Origin of the sequence: Paenibacillus barengoltzii G22, from assembly GCF_000403375.2 — a bacterium.
GTDB lineage: Bacteria > Bacillota > Bacilli > Paenibacillales > Paenibacillaceae > Fontibacillus > Fontibacillus barengoltzii.
Map to the genome: position 1 here is coordinate 1,394,316 of NZ_KE159652.1, position 23,821 is coordinate 1,418,136.

The 23,821-nt window shown below is 53.3% G+C and carries 18 protein-coding genes; 15 read left to right on the forward strand and 3 right to left on the reverse strand.

Annotation, left to right across the window (positions count from 1 at the left end):
* The first annotated feature begins 656 nt into the window (after positions 1-656).
* The 5 genes from C812_RS06570 to C812_RS06590 all read left to right on the forward strand — a co-directional run bounded on the left by C812_RS06570 (position 657) and on the right by C812_RS06590 (position 6,639).
* Positions 657-2,123: an N-acetylmuramoyl-L-alanine amidase family protein gene (locus C812_RS06570; protein ID WP_016311879.1), complete on the forward strand. Its 1,467-nt coding sequence runs from the start codon at positions 657-659 to the stop codon at positions 2,121-2,123.
* A 25-nt stretch (positions 2,124-2,148) separates the two neighbouring features.
* The gene (locus C812_RS06575; RefSeq protein ID WP_036624398.1) at positions 2,149-2,745 is read left to right on the forward strand and encodes a GerMN domain-containing protein; all 597 of its coding nucleotides are present in this window, start codon (positions 2,149-2,151) and stop codon (positions 2,743-2,745) included.
* Between the two features lie 74 nt (positions 2,746-2,819).
* The gene (locus tag C812_RS06580) at positions 2,820-5,540 is read left to right on the forward strand and encodes an S-layer homology domain-containing protein (RefSeq protein ID WP_016311881.1); all 2,721 of its coding nucleotides are present in this window, start codon (positions 2,820-2,822) and stop codon (positions 5,538-5,540) included.
* Between the two features lie 112 nt (positions 5,541-5,652).
* Positions 5,653-6,330: an endonuclease III gene (gene nth / locus C812_RS06585; protein ID WP_016311882.1), complete on the forward strand. Its 678-nt coding sequence runs from the start codon at positions 5,653-5,655 to the stop codon at positions 6,328-6,330.
* 30 nt (positions 6,331-6,360) lie between these two features.
* Positions 6,361-6,639, forward strand: coding sequence for a hypothetical protein (locus tag C812_RS06590; protein ID WP_028537669.1), 279 nt, complete (start codon positions 6,361-6,363; stop codon positions 6,637-6,639).
* 107 nt (positions 6,640-6,746) lie between these two features.
* Here C812_RS06590 and modB read toward each other — a convergent pair whose 3' ends face one another.
* Together modB and modA are read right to left on the reverse strand one after the other, a co-directional pair.
* On the reverse strand, positions 6,747-7,424 hold the full coding sequence (modB, locus tag C812_RS06595) for a molybdate ABC transporter permease subunit (protein WP_016311884.1): 678 nt from the start codon (positions 7,422-7,424) through the stop codon (positions 6,747-6,749).
* A gap of 6 nt (positions 7,425-7,430) precedes the next feature.
* Positions 7,431-8,246: a molybdate ABC transporter substrate-binding protein gene (gene modA, locus C812_RS06600; RefSeq protein ID WP_016311885.1), complete on the reverse strand. Its 816-nt coding sequence runs from the start codon at positions 8,244-8,246 to the stop codon at positions 7,431-7,433.
* 157 nt (positions 8,247-8,403) lie between these two features.
* Between modA and C812_RS06605 the strand changes: the two genes are divergently transcribed.
* The 10 genes from C812_RS06605 to C812_RS06650 all read left to right on the forward strand — a co-directional run bounded on the left by C812_RS06605 (position 8,404) and on the right by C812_RS06650 (position 23,061).
* Entirely contained in the window at positions 8,404-9,396 is a 993-nt protein-coding gene (locus C812_RS06605) for a helix-turn-helix transcriptional regulator (protein ID WP_016311886.1), read from the forward strand.
* Between the two features lie 157 nt (positions 9,397-9,553).
* Positions 9,554-13,267: a dynamin family protein gene (locus C812_RS06610; RefSeq protein ID WP_016311887.1), complete on the forward strand. Its 3,714-nt coding sequence runs from the start codon at positions 9,554-9,556 to the stop codon at positions 13,265-13,267.
* 253 nt (positions 13,268-13,520) lie between these two features.
* Positions 13,521-15,290, forward strand: coding sequence for an ABC transporter ATP-binding protein (locus C812_RS06615; RefSeq protein WP_016311888.1), 1,770 nt, complete (start codon positions 13,521-13,523; stop codon positions 15,288-15,290).
* A gap of 59 nt (positions 15,291-15,349) precedes the next feature.
* Positions 15,350-17,143, forward strand: a complete 1,794-nt coding sequence (locus C812_RS06620) for an ABC transporter ATP-binding protein (protein ID WP_051134930.1) — start codon at positions 15,350-15,352, stop codon at positions 17,141-17,143.
* Positions 17,144-17,259: 116 nt separating this feature from the next.
* Positions 17,260-17,715, forward strand: coding sequence for a GNAT family N-acetyltransferase (locus C812_RS06625; RefSeq protein WP_016311890.1), 456 nt, complete (start codon positions 17,260-17,262; stop codon positions 17,713-17,715).
* Positions 17,716-18,010: 295 nt separating this feature from the next.
* Positions 18,011-19,225, forward strand: a complete 1,215-nt coding sequence (locus C812_RS06630; RefSeq protein ID WP_016311891.1) for a branched-chain amino acid ABC transporter substrate-binding protein — start codon at positions 18,011-18,013, stop codon at positions 19,223-19,225.
* A 39-nt stretch (positions 19,226-19,264) separates the two neighbouring features.
* Positions 19,265-20,248 carry a branched-chain amino acid ABC transporter permease gene (locus C812_RS06635; protein ID WP_016311892.1) on the forward strand — a complete coding sequence of 328 codons (984 nt, stop codon included), beginning with the start codon at positions 19,265-19,267 and terminating at the stop codon, positions 20,246-20,248.
* A 10-nt stretch (positions 20,249-20,258) separates the two neighbouring features.
* A complete protein-coding gene (locus tag C812_RS06640) occupies positions 20,259-21,554 on the forward strand; it encodes a branched-chain amino acid ABC transporter permease (RefSeq protein WP_016311893.1) in 1,296 nt (431 codons plus the stop codon).
* Positions 21,551-22,360: an ABC transporter ATP-binding protein gene (locus C812_RS06645; protein ID WP_016311894.1), complete on the forward strand. Its 810-nt coding sequence runs from the start codon at positions 21,551-21,553 to the stop codon at positions 22,358-22,360. The genes C812_RS06640 and C812_RS06645 overlap by 4 nt, the downstream gene beginning before the upstream one ends.
* Positions 22,357-23,061, forward strand: coding sequence for an ABC transporter ATP-binding protein (locus tag C812_RS06650; protein ID WP_016311895.1), 705 nt, complete (start codon positions 22,357-22,359; stop codon positions 23,059-23,061). Before C812_RS06645 ends, C812_RS06650 begins: the two co-directional genes overlap by 4 nt.
* 153 nt (positions 23,062-23,214) lie before the next feature.
* On the opposite strand, the gene C812_RS06655 is transcribed toward C812_RS06650, so the two are convergent.
* Positions 23,215-23,805, reverse strand: coding sequence for a C40 family peptidase (locus C812_RS06655; protein ID WP_016311896.1), 591 nt, complete (start codon positions 23,803-23,805; stop codon positions 23,215-23,217).
* Positions 23,806-23,821: the final 16 nt, after the last annotated feature.

Genomic DNA, 23,821 nt, shown 5'->3' on the forward strand with positions numbered 1-23,821 from the left:
CTCATAAGCGTTAGAATCGCAACGCCCTCGATTTGGGCCAAATAGCGTTGTTGGCAAGCGTTAGAGCGCAGGTTGATCATTGCACCTAACTGCGCTTACCTGCTACTAATCGGACGGTGACGTGTGCATCTCCGGCTAACGCTTGCCACAGCGCTTATTCGGGGCAAATGAAGGAGATTTCAATTCTAACGCTTGCCAGCGAGCTTATTTGCGTCAAATGGCCCCATTTGGAGGGGGAAACGGGCAAATAAGCTTTCTCATAAGCGTTAGAATCGCAACGATCTCGATTTGGGCCAAATAGCGTTGCTGGCAAGCGTTAGAGCGCAGGTTGGCCTCAACGTTGTCCGCCGGAGACCATCTATGCACACGTGTTCCCCCACAGCGTCCGCGACCCTCTCGCCGAGAGTTTGACACTCACATGGCAACGGCTCGCTCAGTGTTGCCACAGTGAAGCTGTCCAGCTTCGTTCGTCTCTCTGCCGCATTCAGGAAACACAGGATTTTCATAGGAAACACTGGCAAATGTTAAGCAGAAAAATGCCAGATTTTCGCAACTTTCCAAGCCGATTGGCGTCTAATATGTCGTCTGGTGATGTCGAAATGGAAATGAACGCCTACGGCAACACAAGGCAAAAATTCTAAAGGTAGGGGTGACGGATGAAGAAAAAAAGTTTGGTCACGCTCATGTTCGGCTGGTTGCTGCTCTTCGTAATGGCGCAAACCGGTCATGCAGCGTCCGGTAGTACGAGTATTTATCTGGATGGGCAAGCACTCGCTTTGCCCCAAAATGGACAAGTCCAAAATGTGAATGGAAATGTGATGATTCCAATTCGTGTCGTCGCGGAGGAGCTAGGTTTTGACGTCAACTATGAGAAGAAGACGCGCACGGTAACCATAAAGCAACCCGGTACAACGCTTATTCTTGTCGTGAATCAAACCACCGCTTCCGTCAATGGAAGCGAGATCAAACTGCCCGTCGCGCCGAAGCTTGCCCAAGATACTACGCTCGTACCTATGCGGTTTATCAGTGAGCAAATGGGGCTGCAAGTTGCATGGGATAACACAGCGAAGGCTGCCTATTTGACGACGCCAAGCTCTGGCAGCGGAAGCGGGAATACCGGCAATGCCGGGTCTGGCAACGACTCCGGGAACGGCAACGGAACTGATGTAGAGCAGCCGGGAACGGTTGTGCCTCCAGTAGATACTAGCCATTTGGCGAATGTGACCGGGATCGCGTTTGACAACAACAGCTTAATGATTGCGGTCGATAGGGATGTAACACCTAATGTCTTCACGATGAGTGGTCCCGAGCGGCTTGTGATCGATTTGCCGCAAGCTCAATTTGCCGAAACGTTGGCTAATGGCACTCCGCTGGACGCAAGTAAGAGCGGAAGCCTTGAAATCACGGATTACCCGGATGTTTCCAAGGTTAGATACGCGTTGTTCAGCAACAATCCATCGACGGTTCGAATTGTATTGGATTTGAACCATAAGGTGAATTACCAGCTGGTCAATGAGAATGACGGCTTGATTTTCGTTAATTTGAACACGGATCCAAGTCAGGGCGGAGGAACCTCCGGCGGCAGCGGGAAGAAGACGGTCGTACTGGATGCCGGTCACGGTGGAAGCGATCCGGGCGCCATTAGTGTTACGAAGAAGAAGGAAAAAGATTTTAACCTGGCGGTTGTGCTGAAGGTGAAGGAACTGCTGCAAAACGATCCGAACATCAATCTGGTGCTAACGCGCGAGAGCGATACGTATCCAACGTTGTCTGACCGGGTGAAGATTGCTGAGAACGTTAAAGCGGACATTTTTATCTCCGTACATGCGAACTCCGGCTCTGCTTCGGCCAGCGGAGTGGAGACCTATTATACGCGGGCAGCCAGCCTGGATCTGGCGAAGGTCATGCATAAGCATCTGGTTCAAGCCTCCGGCTTGGCCGATCGCAAAGTCCGTACGCAAAGCTTGCACGTGACCAGGGAAACGACGATGCCGGCCGTGCTGCTGGAATGCGGGTACTTAAGCAACAAGAACGATGATGCGCTGTTGGCAACCGATGCATACCGGAGTAAAGTTGCCCAGGGTATCGTTGACGGTATTAAAGAATATCTCGGCCTTCAGTGATCGCCGGGCGAAGGAGGAAGTCACCGTGAACAGAAGAAGAAGCATCATCCTCGGAATCCTGGTACTTCTGCTCGCCTTGAGCAGCGGCTGCGGGCAGAAGCCGCAGGCTGCTCCGGATGCTGGAGCAGGGAATGCCGAGGCGAACCAAGGAAGTGTACAAGCACCAAACGAGGCAACCCCGCAAAATTCCGATGCAACGCAAGGAGCGGGCGGAGTCGATCAACCGCAGCTGAAGACGGAGAGCATTGAGGTTTATTTTACCGATGACCAGATGCTAGAGCTCAGCAAAGAGAGCCGTGAGATCTCTTATCCGGCGGAGCAAGACAAATATTTAGCCGCCCTCAAAGCGCTGCAAACCCCTAATTCCGCAAGCCAATTCTCTCTATGGGGCAAAGCGGAGTTTCATTCGGCTGATTTCAAGGACGGAACGGTTACCGTTGATTTAACGCTTCCGGATGAAGCGCGCCTTGGAGCAGGCGGGGAGGCGTTAGCGATAGATGCGCTGAAGAACACGTTGTTCCAATTCGACGAAGTCGAGGCGATCGATGTGCTGGTTGACGGCGCTGCCGTGGATACTTTGATGGGGCATGTCGAACTGACGCATCCATTGGTAAGAAATTAAGAGATCGGGGAGGAACTCTCCCGTTCGCCGTCGAATGGTTTAAGGAGATCTTTTTTGTAGAAAGGAAGAATTTGATGGCATCCTATAAACGCACGTTTCAACGCAGTACCCGGAAAGCAGTCTCCGCGATGCTAGTCACGGCCATGTGCTTGGGCGGGACAACGGCGGCATTCGCCGAGGAAACGCCGGCCGTAACCACGCAAAACGTCGCAGCCGTATCCTTGTTCAGCGACGTACAGAGCGGATTCTGGGCGGAGAAACACATATACAAATTAGCAGCTGAAGGCATTCTGCTAGGCGATGCCGGCAAGTTCCGTCCAGGCGATAACGTTACGCAACAAGAAGCTATTACGATCGCCATCCGGTTCATGAACCTGGATTCTCAACTCGGCAATGGTGCCGGAGCTCCAGAAGATCTGAAAGTGGGCAATTATTTTAAACCTTATTTGGAGCTGGCCCTGTCGAAAAATTTGATTAATAAAAACGAAGAGATCGCCGCCACGAAGGATGGCGAAGCTTGGGGCGAGAAGAAGGCTTCCCGGGAATGGGTAGCCAAGCTGCTCGTTCGCGCGTTGGGGAAAGACGCGGAAGCGAAAGCTTCTGCAACGCTGCCCACCGGCTTTGCCGACCAAACCAGCATCTCCGCTAATACGCGTGGATACGTGAATGTTGCGGTTCAATTGAACTTAACCAACGGGGTTGAAGGGAACCGGTTCGATCCGCTGGGCAAAGTGACGCGGGCTCAAATCGCGACCTTCTTTAGCCGCGGCAGTGAATACGTCAACCCGGGCTATGCCAACGTCTACGAGGGGATAGTAACAGAGCTTACAGACAACAAGATGACGTTGTATACGAACGGTCAGCTGAAGAGCTTCACATTGGATAACCGTTCGGTCTATTTCACGAAGGATTCTGAAACAAGAACCACCCGAAGCGCCTTGAAGCTGTATACGAAAGTGCTGGCTGTGGACAAGGTAGGTTCTGCCGCTTATGTGGAGGTTACCGATCCGAACCAACAGCTGGAGCGCTCGGAAGGTACGCTCCTGCGTGTTCTCGGGAACAACCAATTGCTCTTATTGGTAAATAACAATCCGTTGACTTTGACCTATGACAGCAATACAACTTTTGTTGATCAGTACGGGAACTCCATCAAAGTCAGCGATTTAACCCCGGAGAGTACGGTCGTTGTTCAACGTGAGACGTTTACGCCTGACAAGAAGCCAGTGATTATTCAGCTGCAATCTGTGGCGAATATTTCCGGCAACGGTACGGTTTCGAAGATTGATCTTACCGGGAAGAACGTTACGATCAAGCTTGCCAACGGCAATGAAGAAACGTTCAAATACAACGATAAGACGATTTTGCTCTACCAAAACCAAGTTCTAAGTCAGATGGGCGAAGTGAAAGAAGGGGCATCGGTTACGTTTGAAGTGAAGGACGGCGTGCTGGCCTCCTTAGTTGTGACCCAAGCGACAGAACGAACCGTGACCGGGACCTTGCTGGATCTCGTTGGCGATACGTTGCTGAGCTACACCAATGCCGGCGGACGTGATGAAATCAAGCGGCTGGCGAAGAACGTGACCGTGGAAATCAACGGGATCGCAGACGCGAGCCTGGACGATCTGATCACGGATGAAAAGGGCGGGGACAAGGTTGAATTGACCCTGAATCCCGACGACGAAGTGACGAAGATCGTAGTTACGGGGCGTCAATCCGAGAAATTGGAGAGCGCAACGGTGATCAACTATGACGCGAAAACTAAGGCGCTTACCGTCCTGGATGCGGCGGAGAAACCGTATGTGTTCGTCATCGATGAGAAGACGAAATACAGCTACAACACAACGAACCCAACGTTATCCGGTCTGGAGTCGTTGCTGTCCAAAGGCCGCAAAGTGGATCTGACCGTTGTAGGTTCACGCGCAGTTAATGTGGATGTGACCTACAAGTACGAAGGCACTTATGTATCGGCCAATACCTCCGCGAAGAAAATTACGATTTTGCAGAACAATGGCAAAACCGTAGAAGTTCCTTATCAAGGTTCGACGCCAACGATCAGCATTTATGGGAAAGCGAATGCCTCGCTGGCTGATCTCAAAGCCGGGGATCCAGTTACCGCGATGCTGACAGCGAACCAAGACGCGCTGCAAACGCTGGCGGTGAAGAGCACCATTCAGTTTGAGGTCGTTTCGGTGAATACCTCGAACAGCCGCATTCGGGCAACAGCGAACGGCGTAACCTCTGAATTCTATGTAGATCAAGCTGTACTGCTTGGCGAAAATGGCGGAGCCATTAAAGTCAGCGACCTGAAAGCGGGACAAACGATCAATGTTACGTTTAACGGACAATCAGCGATCTCGCTGCAAGTCGTGAAGCTGACGTTAGGAAAGATCCAAAGTGTGGATGGTTCGAGCTTGCTGGTGAAATCTTTTGCTGGCAATGTGGAAACTTATTCTTTAGTTAACGGCGTGAAGGTTCAACGTGGGACAGAAGTCAGCACAAGCGTGACATCGCTAACGACCAATGATCATGTTGAAGTTCGCAAAGATACAAACGGTGCAGTTGTCGTGAAGGTGCTGACGGCGCAAGAACGCAAATTCTCCCGGTACGACGGGGTAAGCAAGGAAATTATTGTCTTGCGGTCCTCCACGTCTGACAACAATTATCGCTTTGCGGTAACAGCGGATACGTATTTTCACCAAGGTGACACGACAATATCCGTGCAATCCCTCCAGATTAATGATAAAATTGTTTTGTATTTCAACGGAGACAAGCTGGTTGAAGTCGAAAAGCAATAATCATTTTTCGTGAGATCAACCGTCTTGATGCGGGATGTTTCCCGAGTCAAGACGGTTTTTTCGCGGGATTAACAAGAGCGGCCAGCAGGGCCTCCAGGAAAGGAGTGGAGACATGAAAGCGGCTGATGTCCGCCATATTTTAGACACCATCGGTGCCATGTTTCCGGATGCGCGCTGTGAGTTGAACCACGAGAATGCCTTTGAGCTTACGATTGCCGTCCTCCTGTCCGCGCAGTGCACCGACGCTACGGTAAATAAAGTTACGGCTGATTTATTTAAGAAGTATAAAACGCCGGAGGATTACGTCTCGGTTCCGTTGGAGGAGCTGGAACAAGATATCCGTAAAATTGGCTTGTACCGCAGCAAAGCCAAGCATATTCAAAGTTTGTGTCGAATTTTGCTGGAACGGTACGGCGGCGAGGTGCCCAGGGAACATGAGAAGTTGGTTGAACTGCCCGGGGTGGGGCGTAAGACGGCCAACGTTGTCGTATCCAACGCCTTTGGGGTTCCGGCAATTGCCGTTGACACGCATGTGGAGCGCGTCAGCAAACGGTTAGGATTAGCCGGATGGAACGATTCCGTTCTCGAAGTGGAAAAGAAGCTGATGAAACGGGTACCTAAAGAGGAGTGGACGTTAACGCATCATCGCTTAATCTTTTTCGGAAGGTATCACTGCAAGGCGCAAGCCCCTAAATGTGATGTTTGCCCGCTGCTTGACGTTTGCCGGGAGGGCAAAAAACGTATGAAAACGCCGCAAAACAGGAAACCTAAGAAAAATGCGGCAAAATAAGATAACCCATAGGTGAGGATGAGAGACCACATGAGATGCATTTCTGTGTATACCGACAACTTTGAACAGTTCTCGGACGTATTTGAACAAGTTCTTGATTTGAATTTAGGTGAAAATGACGAACGTGAAGTGGACGGGCTAATGGTCAGCGATTCCGGTGAAGTGCCTGAGCATTACTTGGAGCGGATGTCAGCCAAACCGGAGGTTGTCGTGATGAAGGATAAAACACGAGGCATTACCATTTTACAGCACGGCAAGGTGTTTGAAGTCCTGCTTCCAACTGAAACCGCAGAAGTTGCGGTGAAGTAGAGCTTATATCCCTCTTTTTTTCAAAAAAGAGAAAATGAAATCCCCTCGAATGCGCTTGTGAAACTCACGCACATTCGAGGGGATTTTTGTTGTTAGAGCTTGTTCGTTCATCTATCGTTTCTTAGGCGCGAAGAGATCAGCAGCAGTCCGAAGGAGAATAGAATCGTGCATCCGGTTAACGCCCAGGCCAGCTGTTGGTTACCGGCATCAACGGCAAAATAAATAGCCGTCGGTATCGTTTGGGTTCGGCCAGGAATGTTGCCGGCGATCATCATCGTCGCCCCGAATTCCCCCAGCGCACGGGCGAATCCGAGAATAAAGGCCGCTTGGAGCGAACGCGCGGCGAGCGGAAGCACGATATAGATCAGCACCTGCCATTCCCCGGCGCCCTGCGAACGAGCGGCGTCTTTCAGATGCTTATCCACTTCAAGGAAGCCGGACTTCAACGTTTGATAGATCAGCGGGAAGCTGACAACAGCCGCCGCGACCACGGCACCAAGCGGCTGAAACACAAAACTGATGTGGAACAGGCGTTCCGCGGCCTGGCCGATCCAACTGTTTTTCCCCAACACCACCAATAAAATAAAACCGACCACGCTTGGTGGAAGGACCAGTGGAAGGAGAAAGACGGTTTCTACCAACGTCTTCCCATAAAAAGTGGCGGCGGACATGCGCCACGCCACCAACAATCCTGCCGCAAAGGCAATGATCGTAGCGGCAATGGACACTTGCAGAGATAAGGTGACTGGCTCCCAGAAGGAGTCCGAGAATTCAAATGTATGCATATATAATTACACCATCGGGGTGAACCCGTATTTGATGAATACTTGCCGGGCTTGGTCGCTTAATATAAATTCGTAGAAAGCTTTCGCTTCGTCGGGATGGGCGCTGCCCTTAAGCACGCCGATCGGATATTCAATCGGGTCATGGCTTTCAGGTTCTGCGGTCAAGGCCACCTTCACTTTGTCGGAAAAGGCTGCATCGGTTTTGTACACGAACCCGGCGTCAACATTGCCGGTTTCCACATAAGACAGCACCTGTTTGACGTCCTTCGTCAGCACCAAATGGGATTGCAACGTGTCCCAAAGCTGATGGTAGGCTAGAGCTTGCTGTGCGTATTTTCCGGCTGGAACCGATTCAGGGGTGCCCATCGCGATATCGCCGAGTTTGCTCAAATCGTCCATGCGTTGGACCACCACAGCATCTCCCTTAGGGACGATCAGGACCAAGTTATTCGTCAGCAGGTTAGTGGTGAGACTCTCGTTGATGAGTCCTTTGTCAAGCAAGGCGTTCATTTGTTTCGTTCCGGCGGACAGGAACAGGTCAACCGGTGCGCCTTGTTCAATCTGCTGCTGAAGCGTGCCGGAAGCCGCATAGTTAAAAGTCAGCTTCACTTGGGGATGTTCGGCTTCATACAAGCTCTGTAGTTCATTTAGGCTCTCAGTTAAGCTGGCAGCGGCGGAGATGAGCAACTGGACTTCTTCCGTAGAATCAGACGGGTCCTTGACCGGTGCAGACGAGGCAGCTGGATGGCCGCAACCGGAAGATAGAATGATCAGAATAGCTGAGAGTGCAGCTAGGATAGGCTCTTTCATAAATTTTTGCATAGGTAAACCACCTTAGTTATATCTAATTATAACTAGATTATACAAAGCATAACGAATTGTATAGACCCTTAGGGAATCTTCATTGAAAAAAAGAGGAATCCCCGGTAAGATGAGTCTAGTTGCATGAACTGATGTGGAACGGATGAAGGAGTGCGCTATGACCGAACCGATCTCATATACCGCCGAGGAAATCGCCAAACTGTTGAAGGTGTCTAAGCTAACGGTCTATGATCTAATCAAAAAAGGAGAACTTCCCGCTTACCGGGTGGGCAAACAGATGCGAGTGGATTCCACTGATCTGGAAGCTTATAAGCAGAGAGCCAAAGGCGGGACAGCGCCTCATGCTGCCGCCGGTATACCGGATTTCCAAGCGGCGCCCTATACTATGCCGCCTCGGTCGGATGTAGATAGGGGAGAAATGCCGAGCGGTGCGAAGACGCTGGTGATTACCGGGCAGGACACGGGATTGGATCTGCTGGCGAAAGCGCTGGAATCCAGACTTCGGGGGTGCCGGCCGCTGCGTTCTTTTGCCAGCAGTATGGACAGCTTGGTGGCCATGTATAACGCTGCGGCAGATATCGTGAGTACCCATCTGTATGACGGAGATACGGGTGAGTATAATTTGCCGTATATTCGCAAGTTGTTTATTTCCCTTCCTTATCTGGTGTTGAACTTTGCGACGCGGAGGGCTGGATTTTACGTCAAGCAGGGCAATCCGCTGGGGATTCGCTCCTGGGAGGATCTGGCGCGGCCGGGAATTCGGTTGATCAACCGGGAAAAAGGCTCCGGCGCACGCGTGCTGCTGGATGAACAACTGCGCAAGCAGGGGATATCCCCCGACTCCATCATCGGATATCACCAGGAGGAAACTTCACATATGGGGCTTGGCGGACGAATTGCTCTCGGTCAGGCGGACGTTGGAGTCGGCAGTGAAAGACCGGCGAAGATTGCCGGACTTGAGTTTATTCCGCTCACTCAGGAGCGGGTGGATCTCGTCGTCATGAACAAGCCGGAAAATCGCGAGTGGATTGCCAAGCTGCGCGAAACGTTGGAATCCGACGCGTTGCGCGGGGTGCTCTCCTCGCTAGGCGACTACGATCTGTCTCTCACCGGAAAGGTGTTGGCGGATCGAGAGGCCGGGTTATATTAATACATCTTGAACCGTCTCCGTTTGGGGGCGGTTTTGTTGTACAGAAAGCCCGTAGGGAGCTGCAATAGGGAGCGTTTCCAACCGCCCGGGGAAATGTTAAAATATGAATAATTAAAATGAAACTTGATTTCGCAGCGTGGAAAACGGAGGGGCATGGATGGATCAGACGATGACGAAAACGGACTACGAATTGCAGGAGCGGCTGCATCAGCTGCAACACTTGCTGGAGCAGGAAGGAGATGCTACTTCGGCGGCGGAGCTTCGAGAAGTGGGCGATAAGCTGGAACGGCGGGAGCTGGTCGCGGCGTTTTGCGGCCATTTCTCTGCAGGGAAGTCGAGTCTGATTAATACGTTAAGCGGAAAGACGGTGATGCCGGCCAGCCCGCTGCCTACCAGCGCCAATGTGGTCCTGATCCGGGAAGGGGAGCCACGCGCGCTGCTGACGCCAGCCGATCCGGGGAAACCGAAGGTCGAGGTGCCGGTGGACGAGGTGGCTGCGTATTGCCGCAATGGGGAGGAATATACCCGCGTTGAACTGTGGGATCGGGTGGAGCTGCCGCCGCGCGGCGGCGTTCTGCTGGATACGCCAGGGGTCGACTCCAATGACGCCGGCCACGCGATGGCCACGCATTCGGCGTTGCACCTGGCGGACGTCGTTTTTTACGTGATGGACTATAACCATGTATCTTCGGAGACGAACTTAAGCTTTGCCAAATCGTTAAGTGATTACGGCAAACCTGTTTATATGATCGTAAACCAAATTGATAAGCATCGGGAAGAGGAACTGTCCTTTACCGCGTATCAGGCTTCCGTCAGCCAGGCGTTCCGGAACTGGAATATTCAGGCGCAGGGGATCTTTTATATCTCGCTGAAACAAGAGAACGCCCCTGGCAATATGCTTCCGCAGCTGCGGGAAGTGATCGGCCATTTGTTTGCACGGGGAGAAGGTTTGCTGGAGTACAGTGCTTATGCTTCAGCTGCCCAGTCGGTTGAAGGATATCTGGCTCGTGCGGCTGCGGCGGAGCAGTCCCAGCGTGAGCAACTGGAGGCAGAAGCCGGCGGAGAGACGGACGTTTCCGCGATGGAGGAGGAGCTGCGGCAACTGGAACTGGCGGGTCCGTCAGGCGAGCAGCTATGGGAGACGAGAAAGCAGGAATGGCTGCACCGCATTAGCAGCCTGCTGGAGACAGCCCAACTGATGACGCCGCCGCTCCGGGAGCAGGCCGGACGTTATTTAGAGAGCCAGGCGCCGGGCTTTAAAGTGAAAGGCTGGTTCGCTGCCGGGAAGACGGAAGCGGAGAAGCAGAAGCGGCAAAGCGAATTTTTACAGGCGCTGGCCGAACAAGTTGAAGCGCAGCTGGATTGGCATGTGCGCCAGGAGTTGCGAGCGATCGGCCAGGAACTGGAGCTCTGGGGCGAGACTTGGGAGCAGCAACTCGACGAACGGATGCCGAAGCCGGCGGAGGCGTGGATCACGGAGCCGCTTCCCGGCGGGGCAATGCTGTCCGGCGAATCGACGCTGCATTACGCGGCAGCGGTAGGCGCTGGCATCGCCGCGCGTTATCGCCGCGCGGCTGTGGACGTGATCGACGCGCTGCTCGCCGCGCCGTCGCCGCGCCGCGCCGCCTTCGCTGCGGCGGCGCTCGCCCGGCGCGCCGAGCTGGCGGCGCGCCTGCCCGCGGCCCGCGCCCTGGCGCAGCTGGACGCGGCCGCCGAGGCGCGCGCAGCGCGCTGTGCCGCGCTGCTGGGCGCGCCCGTGCCCCTCACCCCCGGCCTGCTGCCGGAGGTGAGGGCAATGGCTGCCGCGCCACTCGCAGCAAGCGGCGCGGGAGCGCCTGCGGCGACGGGGACAGCGGGCAGCACCGCTGCCGCTGCTGGATCGCCGCCGCAGGCGAGGGCCGCCGGGGGCGATCCAGCAGCGGCAACGGCGCCCGCGCCCGCATCGGCGGCGCAAGAGCCGCCGGCTGCGCCTGCGCGCGGGCGCGCGCTGGCCGCCGCCGCACGCCTGGCGGGTGCGGCGGAGCGGCTGACTCCCCACCCGGCCTTTGGCACCGGGGTGCGGGAGCTGACCCGTCGCGCTGCCGAGCTGCGCGACGGCGTGTTCACCGTGGCGCTGTTTGGGGCGTTCAGCGCGGGCAAATCGTCCTTCGCCAGCGCCTTGCTTGGCGAAGCGGTGTTGCCCGTCTCGCCGCATCCGACCACCGCGGCGATCATCCGCGTGATGGCGCCGGTAGACGATCAGCGCCATAACACAGCCGCCGTCAAATTCAAGAGCCCCGAGGCGATCCGCGAAGACTTGGCCTACTCCTTCCAAGCCCTAGGCTTAGGGGAATGGAAGGAGACGGCTTGGATGGAGGCGGTCCGGCGCTTGAAGCCCGAAGATATTCCGGCGGCCGGCCGGGCGCATTACAGCTTCCTGCAGGCCGCCGCTGCCGGTTGGGCAGAATCCGCCGATCGGCTCGGACAGGTGGAGGTTGTGGAAGCCGAGCAATTCCGCAGCTATGCGGCAGACGAGACGAAAGCCTGCTTCGTGGCGGAAATCGATTTTTATTACCGTTGTCCGTTAACGGAACAAGGTATCGTGCTGGTGGATACCCCGGGGGCCGATTCAATCCACGCTCGCCATACAGGGGTTACGTTCCAATATATGAAGGATTCCGATGCGATCATCTTCGTGACGTATTACAACCACGCGTTCTCGCGCTCCGATAAGCAGCTCTTGAGCCAGTTGGGACGAATGAAGGGCAGCTTCGCTCTCGACAAAATGTTCTTTGTCGTCAATGCCGCCGATCTGGCGTCTTCGGAGGAAGAGTTGACGGCTGTTGTGGAGCATGTAAGGGACGGCCTTCGCAGCGCCGGAATCCAGCAGCCCAACGTATATGCGGTCTCCAGTATGCGAGCGATGGCAGCAAGACGGGAGAATACGGCGGAGGACCCAGGCTTCTCCCTGTTCCGGCAACGCTTCTCGACGTTCCTGGAGCAGGATCTTGGGAATCTGGCGGTGTCGTCCGCGGTGGAAATGATGAAGCAGATGCAAGAACGGTTGTCCAAATGGACGGAAGCTGCTGGGCAAAGCGCGGAAAATGCGGAGCAACAGCTTGCCGCCTTGCGTGGTCGCCGGGATCTGTTTGAGCAGGCGGTTGCCGAGTTTCTTCAGGTCGATATCGGTCGGGAATGGAGCCAGGAGAACGCCGAGCTGCTGTTCCATGTCGTGCAGCGGGTACGCCTGCAGGCGCTGGAGTTGTTTGCGGAATTTTTCCACCCCTCCTTGTTACAGGAGCATAACGGTTCGTTGAAACAGAACTTTACCGTTGCACTGCGCGGGTGGCTGGATCAGGTTTCAGGGGAATTGGAGCGGGAGCTGCTTGCGACCTCGCTTCGCTTGGAGCGCAAAGCGGAGGCGCTGCTTCGCCGGGAAGCTGAAGGCTGGTGCCGTCGGTATGAGGCGGCCCTGGATATGCCGCTCAGCTATTCCAGCGCAGAAACGAGCTGGAATACGCCAGCGATTCCGGAAGGCTTGCTGGACAGCGGATCGTTGGCGCCGGAAGTCTATTGGCCGTATTTCAAAAATCCCAAAGCGTTCTTTGAAGGCGGCGGTCGTTTGCAGCTGCGGGCGAAGCTGGAGGAGCCCCTGCTCGCCAAGCTGAAGGCGATCGTTAACGAGATGGAAACCTTCTTCCAGGAGCATTATGAGCGTGAAATCGCGTTGCGGAAGGAGCATACCGCTGAAATGTTCCGCGGTTTATGGACGGAATGGGAGCAGAGTATTCAAGGTTCCAAAGTCTCTCCGGAGGAGCTGACGCATTGGAAAAGCATCCTTGATCAAATCGGGCGGGATGTGGAGGAAATGAAAGCTTTTTATGATAAATAGGCGGGTTTCACCCGTGATAGAAGCCTAATATTCGAATTTACCGGATATTAGGCTTTTCTACGCTTTGCCGCGGAAAAATCATGATGTTAAACTGCAAGGGACTAAAGCCATGAAAGCGCATGCTTTCAGGCTGTGACAGGTTTCGCGGCGTTCAGACGACTCTCCCTGATCCTGCTGCTAAGACGTCCGGAACCGTTTGGTTGTGAAGAGGTATCTGAAGTACAGTTCCACAAACGGGTGTAGGAGGAGAGACATGGAGGTTCTTAGGCAACTTCGGGTGTATTACCAGGCTAAGTTGAATTACTTGGTGTTGTCGATTTTATGCTTGGCAGCTGCGACTGGGCTGGGGTTAGTTTACCCGATGCTGTTGCGCAAGCTGATCGATGATGTCATTTGGCCGGGGAATTATGGAGAGGTCGTATGGCTTGCCGCGACGGCAGTTTCGGTTGTGGCCGTGAAGGCGTTTCTGCAGTTCTTGCACGGTTTTTTTGGCGGAAGACTGGGGAATTACTTGGCGTATCGGTTGCGTAACGCATGTTACGAGAAACTGCAATTTTTATCGTTCCGCTACTATGACACGGCGAAGACCGGGGATCTAATGTCGCGGTTGACGGGGGATTTGGAAGCCATCCGCAACTTTGTGGGGTTTGGCTTTGCCCAGCTGCTGAATCTGATCTTGATGGTCACATTTGGATCAGCGGTCATGCTGTCCATTCATTGGCAGCTTACGTTAATCACGATGATTACCATCCCTTTCCTGGCTGGCGTAGCCCTCAAATTTGAGTCTAAAATTCATCCAGCCTTTCAGGAAATGCGTCTGGCGCTCAGTTCCTTAACAACCGCGGTTCAAGAGAACGTGACAGGCGTACGTACCGTCAAATCGTTCGCCCGGGAGCCGCATGAAGTGGAGAAATTCTCGCTTCGCAATGAGCGCTATAAAGATAATCAGATCTTCGCAGCCACGTTGTGGAGCCGATTCTTTCCAGTCATGGAGCTGCTGGCTTCCATCAGCGTTGCGGTGCTGCTCTCGGTCGGCGGGACCTTGGTGATTAAGGGCTCAATGTCGCTCGGCGATCTGGTCGCGTTCTTTAGTTTAATCTGGTTTATTATTGGTCCGATGTGGGGCTTAGGCTTTCATATCAACAACTATACGCAATCTAAAGCGTCCGGGGAACGGGTGCTGGAAATTCTTAATCAACCGATCGATGTGAAGGACAAAGAGCAAGCGGTAGAGCTGGACCCGGATCAGGTTCGCGGCGATGTCCGGTTCGACCGAGTGACGTTTGCTTACGGGAACAAAATGCCGGCGGTCGTAGATATCGACTTCCATGCCCCGCCCGGCTCCGTCATTGGCTTCCTTGGCGGCACCGGCTCCGGCAAATCGACGATCATTCAGTTGCTGATGCGTGCTTACGACGTGAATAAAGGCTGCATTTTACTGGATGGCCAAGACATTCGGGAGCTGAGCGTACGCAGTCTGCGCAGCCAAATTGCGACGGTGTTTCAGGAGACATTCCTGTTCTCGTCATCGATTAAGAACAATATTGCTTACGGCATGACCGACGTCACGATGGAAGAAATCATTCGTGCTGCTCAACTGGCGAAAGCACATGATTTTATTATGGAGCTGCCGGACGGTTACGATACCGTTGTAGGGGAACGGGGACTGGGATTGTCCGGGGGTCAGAAGCAGCGGATCGCCATCGCCCGCGCCTTGCTCAAGAATCCTAAAATCCTGATTTTGGACGATGCCACCAGTGCGGTGGACATGGAGACTGAGCAGGAGATCCAATCCGGGTTCAAAGAAGTGATGCGGGGACGGACCACGTTTATTATCGCCCATCGGATCTCTTCGTTGCGACATGCCGATGAAATCCTGGTCTTAAACGAAGGACGGGTAATCCAACGCGGGAAACATGAGGAACTAATTAAAATCCCAGGTCCATACCAGGATGTATACCGTATCCAATATGCAGACCATTTGGCTGGAGCCCTCGGGCATGAAGGGGAGGGAGAGGCGTGAATACCTATACCGCGACCAGGTCGAAATCGAAGTCCGGCAAGGATGCCGGCCTAGGTAAAATCGAAGAACGGTTTGTGTATCAGGACGATGAGCTGATTGATAAAGCGTTTGACTGGCAGCAATTCCGTCGGCTCTTTGCTTATATGAAGCCATATGCCAAGCAAATGTTGCCTTTGATCATCGCGATGACAGTGCTTGGTACCGTGACAAAGTTGGCTGTACCTTATTTGACCAGTTTGGCCATCGACCGCGCGATCGCCCCGGCGAACGGACAGACCAGCCTATCGTTGCTGTACGGCATCACCGCCTCTGTCCTTGTTCTGTACCTCATTCAATGGGCTTCCGGTGTCTACCGGATTAAGTATACGAATATCATTGGGCAGAGAGTCATCTATGATTTGCGCGCCGACTTGTTTAAACATATTCAGAAGCTCTCATTTAACTTCTTTGACAAACGCCCGGCCGGCTCGGTGCTGGTGCGGGTCACCAATGACGTCAATTCCCTGCAGGATCTGTTTACCAACGGGGTCGTTAACCTGATGATCGATTGTGTGCAGCTGGCCGGGATCGTCGTGATTTTGCTGCTGATCAACTGGAAGCTTGGGCTGGCGGTGATGGTTACCGTCCCGATCATGTTCCTCATTTCCACCAAACTGCGGCAAAGAATCCGGATGGCCTGGCAGGAAGTCCGGATGAAGAACTCGCGGATCAACTCCCATTTGAACGAGTCGATTCAGGGGATTCGCGTCACTCAGGCTTATACGCAAGAACGGGAGAATATGCGCTATTTCGATTCGATGAACCTGAGCAACAAGAAGTCATGGGATAAAGCGTCAGCGATGAACCAGGCGTTTGGCCCCTTGATCGAAATAACCGGGGGCATCGGCACATTTGTCTTGTTTGTACTGGGCGTCTACCTGATTCAGTCGGGAGAACTGACGATTGGTCTGTTGGTGGCGTTCAGCAACTATGTGGGTAACTTCTGGGACCCGATCAACCGCTTGGGGCAAATGTACAACCAGCTGCTGGTGGCGATGGCCTCCTCGGAACGGATCTTCGAGTTTATCGATGAGGAGCCAAATATCGCGGATAAGCCAGGAGCCAAACCGATGCCTGCGATCACGGGCGAGATCCGCTTTAACCACGTCGTCTTTGAATATGAAAAAGGGCGTCCTGCCCTAAAAGGCATCGATCTGGAGGTGAAACCCGGCCAGTCGATTGCCCTTGTTGGCCACACCGGCTCGGGAAAAAGCACGATCATCAACCTGCTCAGCCGGTTCTATGATCCTAGCGGCGGGTCAGTTGTCATCGATGGTGATGACATCCGCGACGTGACGGTTCAAAGCCTCCGCAGTCAAATCGGCGTGGTGCTTCAGGATACGTTTATTTTCTCTGGAACGATTCGGGAGAATATCCGTTTTGGTCGATTGGAGGCTTCGGATGAGGAAGTAGAAGCCGCAGCGAAGGCGGTAAATGCCCACGATTTTATTGTGAAACTGCCAAACGGATACGATACGGAAGTAGAGGAACGGGGGAACGTGCTGTCCATGGGGCAACGCCAGCTGCTGTCGTTTGCCCGGGCGTTGCTGGCCAATCCGCGGATCCTGATCCTCGACGAGGCAACGGCCAGCATCGATACGGAAACGGAGCTGAAGATCCAAGAGGCTTTGAAGGTGCTGCTCAAAGGCAGAACGTCGTTTATCGTAGCTCACCGGCTCTCCACCATCCGAAGTGCTGATAACATCATCGTGCTGGATCATGGTGAGATCAAAGAAATGGGTACCCACAGGGAATTGATGGAACGAAAGGGAATCTATTACGGCTTAGTCCAAGCACAGTTCCGTTATTTGTAACTTTTTATCGAAAAATATTTAGATTTTTAATTAGAACTATTGCAATCTTGCCCGTAAAGCCGGAAAATAGAGTAGGATACTAAAACGGCAAATTTATTAAAGGTGGTTTGGTCCAATTGAGTAGTGAGGCGTTAGCTCCGGCTTTGGTCATTCGCAAGGCTTGTTGCGACGATGTTCCACACATGCTTCCTTTAATGCGTCAACTGCGTTATCCAATGACGGCCAGTGTATTGAAGGAACGTTTAGAGATGTTGGAAGGCCAGCTGTTGCTAGGCAACCTGGTTGCGGAACTTGACGGCGTGGTCGTTGGGACAGCTTTTCTCAAGCAGCTTCAGACACACGACATGAGTAGACCGGTAACCCGGATTACAGCATTGGTTGTTGATGAGAAACACCGCGGCACAGGGATCGGAAGACGGTTGATCGAAGCGGCGGAGATGTGGGCCCGTGAACGGGGCAGCACAGATCTGGTATTATCTACAGCCCGCGAGAACCATCTTGCCGCCAAAGCGTTCTATGAACATTGCGGCTTCAGATGCACCGGCTACCGAATGAATAAGCCGTTGAACTAAGCTTAGAAAATTAAATTAAACAGCGTTGTAAGCGATAGCGCTCCGCCTTTGAAGAAGGGCGGGGCTTTTTTGTGTTCTACGGAGAAGACATCTGTGTAAAATTATTTTACTTTATTGACTGATAATCAAGTTGGAAATTGTAGTTTTACGTAGTCAAGGGAGTAAGGTGATTTCAGATGTCATGATTACTAACATAAATCGCGAACTAGCAAGTGATTTATGTTAGATAATATGACTGATACATAACACGAACGGGGCGAAGCCCTAGAACAAGATTGATCTGAGGAGGATGTGTATGAAGGGGAAAAAAAGAATTGCCTGGCTGGTTAGTGCATGTTTCATCATCGGGTTGCTCTCGGGGTGTAATTCGACCGGCAACGCGGCAAAACCGGCGGCTGGAAATACCAGCGCTTCTGGAGGGGGAGGTACGGTCATCAAGATCGCCTCGCAATCTCCGCTGTCCGGGGGCTCGGCCATTCAAGGGGAATCGATTAAGCTGGGCGGACAGATGGCGCTGGAGGAGCGTCAGGCTGAATTTAAGGACCTGGGATTTGATCTGCAATTCGTTCCTTACGATGACCAAGGCGATTCGAAGAAAGGTGTCGCCAACGCTGAATTGATCGGCGCGGATCAAGCGGTATTGGCGGTGCTTGGACATTTGAACTCCGGAGTATCGATTCCGAGCTCGGTTGTTTATGAGAAATACAATATTCCGATGGTTTCGCCGGCTAGTACGGCAACGGACTTTACAGACCGGAAGCTGAAGATTGCGAACCGGATTGTCGCTCGCGACGACTTCCAGGGACCGGCGGGTGCCGAATATGCCGTGAAGACGGTCGGGGCGAAAAATATTTTCGTTATCCAAGATAAAACTGCTTACGGCCAAGGGTTGGCCGATGCTTTCCGCAGCTCCGCTGAAGAGCTGGGAGCGACGATCGCCGGGTACGAAGGGATCACGGTAGGTGAAAAAGACTTTAACGGTGTTCTGAACCAAGTGCTGAGCAAGAAACCGGACTTTATCTTCTTCGGGGGGATGTATGCCGAGGCTGGATTGATTGTTAAACAGGCTCGTGAGAAGGGCATCACGGTGCCGATCATGGGTGGGGATGCGCTGGATTCCTCGGGGATGGTGGACATCGCTGGCGATAAGTTGACGGAAGTCGCTTACAGCTCGGTATCTACGGACGTTACGAAATCCAACAAGGACTGGGCGGAGAAATACGAAGCGAAGTTTGGCAAATCCGTGGAGAACTACTCCGCTTATGCCTATGATTCGATGAACATTATTTTGAACGCGGTAAAAAAAGCGATTGAGGACAATGGCGGCAAGCTGCCGACCCGTGAGCAAGTCCGCGATGCGGTCCGGGCGACCACTGATTTCGACGGGATTGCCACGAAGGTCAGCTTTGACGATAAAGGCGATAACGAATATGCCAAGGTCTTCATTTATAAATTCGATTCACCCACTTATCCTGGCACGATGGTATCCGAAATCGAACAGCCGAAGTAATTGGACGAACGGCAATAACGCAGAAGGGGTAAGGGCAAAATGGATATGATCCTGCAAACACTCCCCCAGGTTTTGGTGGACGGATTAACGTTAGGTGCGGTCTACGCGGTAGTGGCCATCGGCTATACGATGGTATACGGCATTCTCGAATTTATTAATTTCGCGCATGGGGAAATCTTTATGACCGGTGCATTTGTCGGCACCGCCGCCTTGTTGACGATGAACTCGGCCGGTTGGCTCGGCGGGTTGCCCGCAGCCTTTACTTATTTTTTGATCCTAGCGATGGCGATGTTGTCAACCGGGTTGCTGGGGATCGGGATCGAGCGGGTGGCTTATCGCCCGCTCCGCCGGGCTCCCAAGCTCATCTCATTGATTTCAGCGATCGGCGTGTCCTTTCTATTACAGGATATCGTCCGCTTTATCGCGGATCTCCGTACCGGGAATTTTATCGTAACCGGCATTTCTCTTTACGGAGAAAACTTGAAGCTGGGCGCATCCTCCTTATGGAGCGGGTTTGACGACGCTTTTCTGAAGACCAATACGATCATCGTTGTGGCGGTGGCTGTCCTCTTGATGGCAGGGCTAGATTTCTTCGTGAATCGCACCAAATGGGGAACCGCGATGCGTGCGGTAGCCCAGGACCGAGAGACGGCGTCCTTGATGTCCATTAACGTCAACAAGGTCATTGCGCTGACTTTCTTTATCGGATCGGCACTCGGCGGCGGAACCGGCGTTCTGTTCGCCCAACAGTACGGCACCATCGATCCGTATATCGGGTTTATCCTGGGGATGAAGGCCTTTACGGCAGCGGTGCTTGGCGGCATCGGCAATATCCGCGGCGCGATGTTTGGCGGATTGTTCATTGGTGTGTTGGAAATGTTCTCGTCCGCGAACCTGTCTGTCATCACAGGCGGTGCGCTGGGCGGGGAGTATAAAGACGTCGTCGCGTTTCTGATCCTGATCGCGGTGCTCATTTTCAAGCCGGAAGGGTTGTTCGGCAAAGCCGTGAAAGAGAAAGTGTAGGTGACCTGCCATGAATCAACTGAAGCTCTGGCTGGGCCAAAATCAACTTGCCCAAGCCTTGTTATTGACACTGTTTGTCTTTGTTACAGCGGCAAGCGTATATTTTTCGAATAAATCGGTCATCGCCTTCCTGCTCCTGCTCGGCTCCTTGCTGCTGCTATACTTAACGACCTTCCGAACATCGATTAAATGGACAGTTGGAGCGATTCTGCTGCTGGTGGTCATTCCGTTTGCTACCTCCGGCGGCCCGGCTCATCAGTCGTACATGGAGGTGGCCACGCAGTGCGGCATTTACATTGCGATGGCGTTAGGGCTGAACATCGTGGTCGGATTCGCCGGCCTGCTTGACCTTGGATTTGTTGCATTCTTCGCGGTAGGTGCTTATACGTACGCCATTTTTGCCACGCCGCAGGCCAACGAATTCATCTCCGGCCAGTTGTTTCCGCTGCCTGGAGGCGCGTTTTGGATTTTTATCGTGCTTGGCGGCTTTATGGCAGCCTTGTTTGGACTGCTGCTTGGTTTGCCGGTACTTCGGGTCAAGGGCGACTACCTGGCGATCGTTACGCTGGGGTTCGGGGAAATTATCCGGATTATCTTTAACAACCTGGATAAACCGGTGAATATTACGAACGGAGCGATGGGGTTGTCCTCGATTCAGCCGCCAAGCTTGTTTGGGTTATCCTTTACGTTTCCGAACCAGTTTTACTTTATCGTGCTGTTTATCTTGGCGATCGTGATTTTTGGCGTGAAACGGCTGGAGCATTCCCGGCTGGGGCGGGCTTGGAAGGCGATTCGCGAGAACGAGATCGCCGCACAATCGATGGGCATTCCGCTCATTCGCACCAAATTGACCGCTTTTGCGATTGGCGCTTCTTTTTCAGGCATGATGGGCGTGGTGTTTGCGGCAAAGCAAACGTTTATCGATCCGACAAGCTTTACGCTGCTTGAATCGATCACGATTCTGGTCATGGTGCTGCTGGGCGGCATGGGCAGCGTGCCCGGCGTTATTCTCGGCGCGGCGCTGGTTACGATTCTGAATTTGCAGGTGCTGACGGAGCTCACCAACTGGCTAAACCAGTTGACGCTGCAGGGAGTAATCCAGCTTCCCAGCTCGATCTCGCCTTCCAAGATGCAACGCCTGATCTTTGGTGTGATCCTGTTGCTCGTTGCCATCTTCAGGCCGAACGGCTTGATCGCCGCCAAGAACAAGAAAGTAGATGCCGCGAAGCTTAAGGCTCATCGTTCCGGCAATTCGTTAGCCACATTACCGCCCGCCAATCAACAAAGCGGAGGTGTAAGCCAATGACGACGATTCTGAAGGTAAGCAAGCTGGTGAAGCGCTTTGGTGGACTGACGGCGGTTGGAGGCGTTGACTTCGCGTTTCCTCGCGGCAAAATATCCGCTGTTATCGGTCCAAACGGCGCCGGGAAAACGACTTTTTTTAACATGATCACAGGCATTTATACCCCGGACGAGGGCACGATCGAGTTGGACGGTGCATCGATCGTTGGCGTTAAGCCCCATCAAATCGTCAGTTTAGGTATCGCCCGGACGTTTCAAAATATCCGGTTGTTTGGCAGTATGACCGTGCTGGAAAACGTGATGGTGGGGATGCATACCCATCTGAAGACAGGCATTTTCGGGACACTGCTCTCACTGCCTCGAGCCAGACACGAGGAGGAACAGGTGCATCAAGAGGCGTACCGCTTGCTGGAGTTCGTCGGGCTGCAAGAGCTTTTGAACGAACAGGCGGCGAGTCTGCCATACGGTGCACAGCGGCGGCTTGAAATTGCCCGGGCGTTAGCGGCGAGGCCGAAGGTGCTGCTCCTGGACGAACCGGCTGCCGGGATGAATCCGCGCGAGACAACAGAGCTGATCAGCTTGATCCGACGCATCCAGGAGGAAACGGGGATGACGATTATTCTGATCGAGCATGACATGAAGCTGGTGATGGAGTTGTCCGAGCATATCCTGGTGCTTGATTACGGAACGAAAATTGCGGAAGGTGGGCCGGATCATATTCGCTCCCACCCTAAAGTGATTGAAGCCTATTTGGGCAAAAGTGCGGTTCAAGGCAGCGGCAATGCCGTACAGGTCGAGGTGATATCATGAGCTTGCTGGAGTTGAAAGATGTCCACGCCTATTATGGAGCAATTGAAGCGTTAAAAGGTATATCCATAACCGTAGAAGAAGGGGAAATCGTTTCGTTGATCGGCTCCAACGGAGCCGGTAAGTCCACAACGCTAAAGGCGATTTGCGGTCAGGTCAACACAACCGGCACCATTTGCTTTAGCGGCACGGAGATGTCCAACTTGCCTCCGCATCAAGCGGCGTTGGCGGGAATCGCACATGTGCCGGAAGGACGGCGGATCTTCCCGCGTTTGACGGTGAAGGAGAACCTGGAGATGGGCGCTTTTTCCGTGCGGGACAAGAAGGTGATCAAGCAGCGGATGGAGCGAGTGTTCGACCACTTCCCGCGTCTCAGAGAACGGATGACGCAAACGGGCGGGACGATGAGCGGCGGCGAGCAGCAAATGCTGGCCATCGGCCGGGCCATGATGATGCAACCGAAAATATTGCTGTTGGACGAACCATCGATGGGGCTGGCTCCGATTATCGTCGAGCAAATTTTTGAGATGATCCAGCAGTTGAACCGCGAGGGGATGACGGTGCTGCTTGTTGAGCAAAACGCTTTTCAAGCGCTGCAAATTGCGCACCGCGGTTATGTGATGCAAACCGGAGAAATCATGATGGAGGACGAAGCGGGGGTGTTACTCGCCAACGAGCAGGTGAAGGAAGCTTATTTGGCTTAAGCCTGCGGCAGGCTGATCCTATCGTTGTCCGGACACTTTTGCACGATTATCCCATTGAATCCTATTAACAAACGAGAAATGAACTTCCGTATTCAAATTAACCACGTAGCAGAGACTACGTGGTTTTTGTTTGCTTATAAAATTAGTGCAGAATTAATTTGCCGCATAATACCGGCTTTGCTCGTATGCGGCTGCCGTGCGGCGGGAATAACAGTATTGCTCTCGGTAGGATTCGAGGCGTCCGCGGAACTCGAGTTGGAGATGCGGACAGCGGCATAGATCGGATGGGGTTGTTAATCCCGCAGATTTCTCCAGAAGGTTAACGCCGGCTTCTTGGAAGACCCGGCTGACGAACTGAGAACAGAAGTAAGAGTTTTCTCCGCCAAGCTCCATATTTAAAATGATCCCTAAGAGTCCAAGAAAGTTATAGGTGTAAAGCTCGTCGTTATCCTCGAAGGTTTTCACGAAGTTGCGCATGCGCATGTAATTCTCCGCGCTAACCTTGCAGCTGTATACAGCGCAGGTTGCTTTCTCGAATACCCCGGAATGAATGTCCTCTCTGACGAAACCGCCAAAGATCGGAATGAGGGGGTGTTTCCGCCCGAAGCTATAGACCTCGCGCAGTTCGGGATCAAATGCGATCGAGGCATGATTGTAGGGTGCTCTCGTATAGAGGCCGATCATTTTGGCCACCAGGGTTGTTGGATTGCTTAGCAGAACATAGATTTTCTTCTCATTGTTCATCATTTCGACCACCATT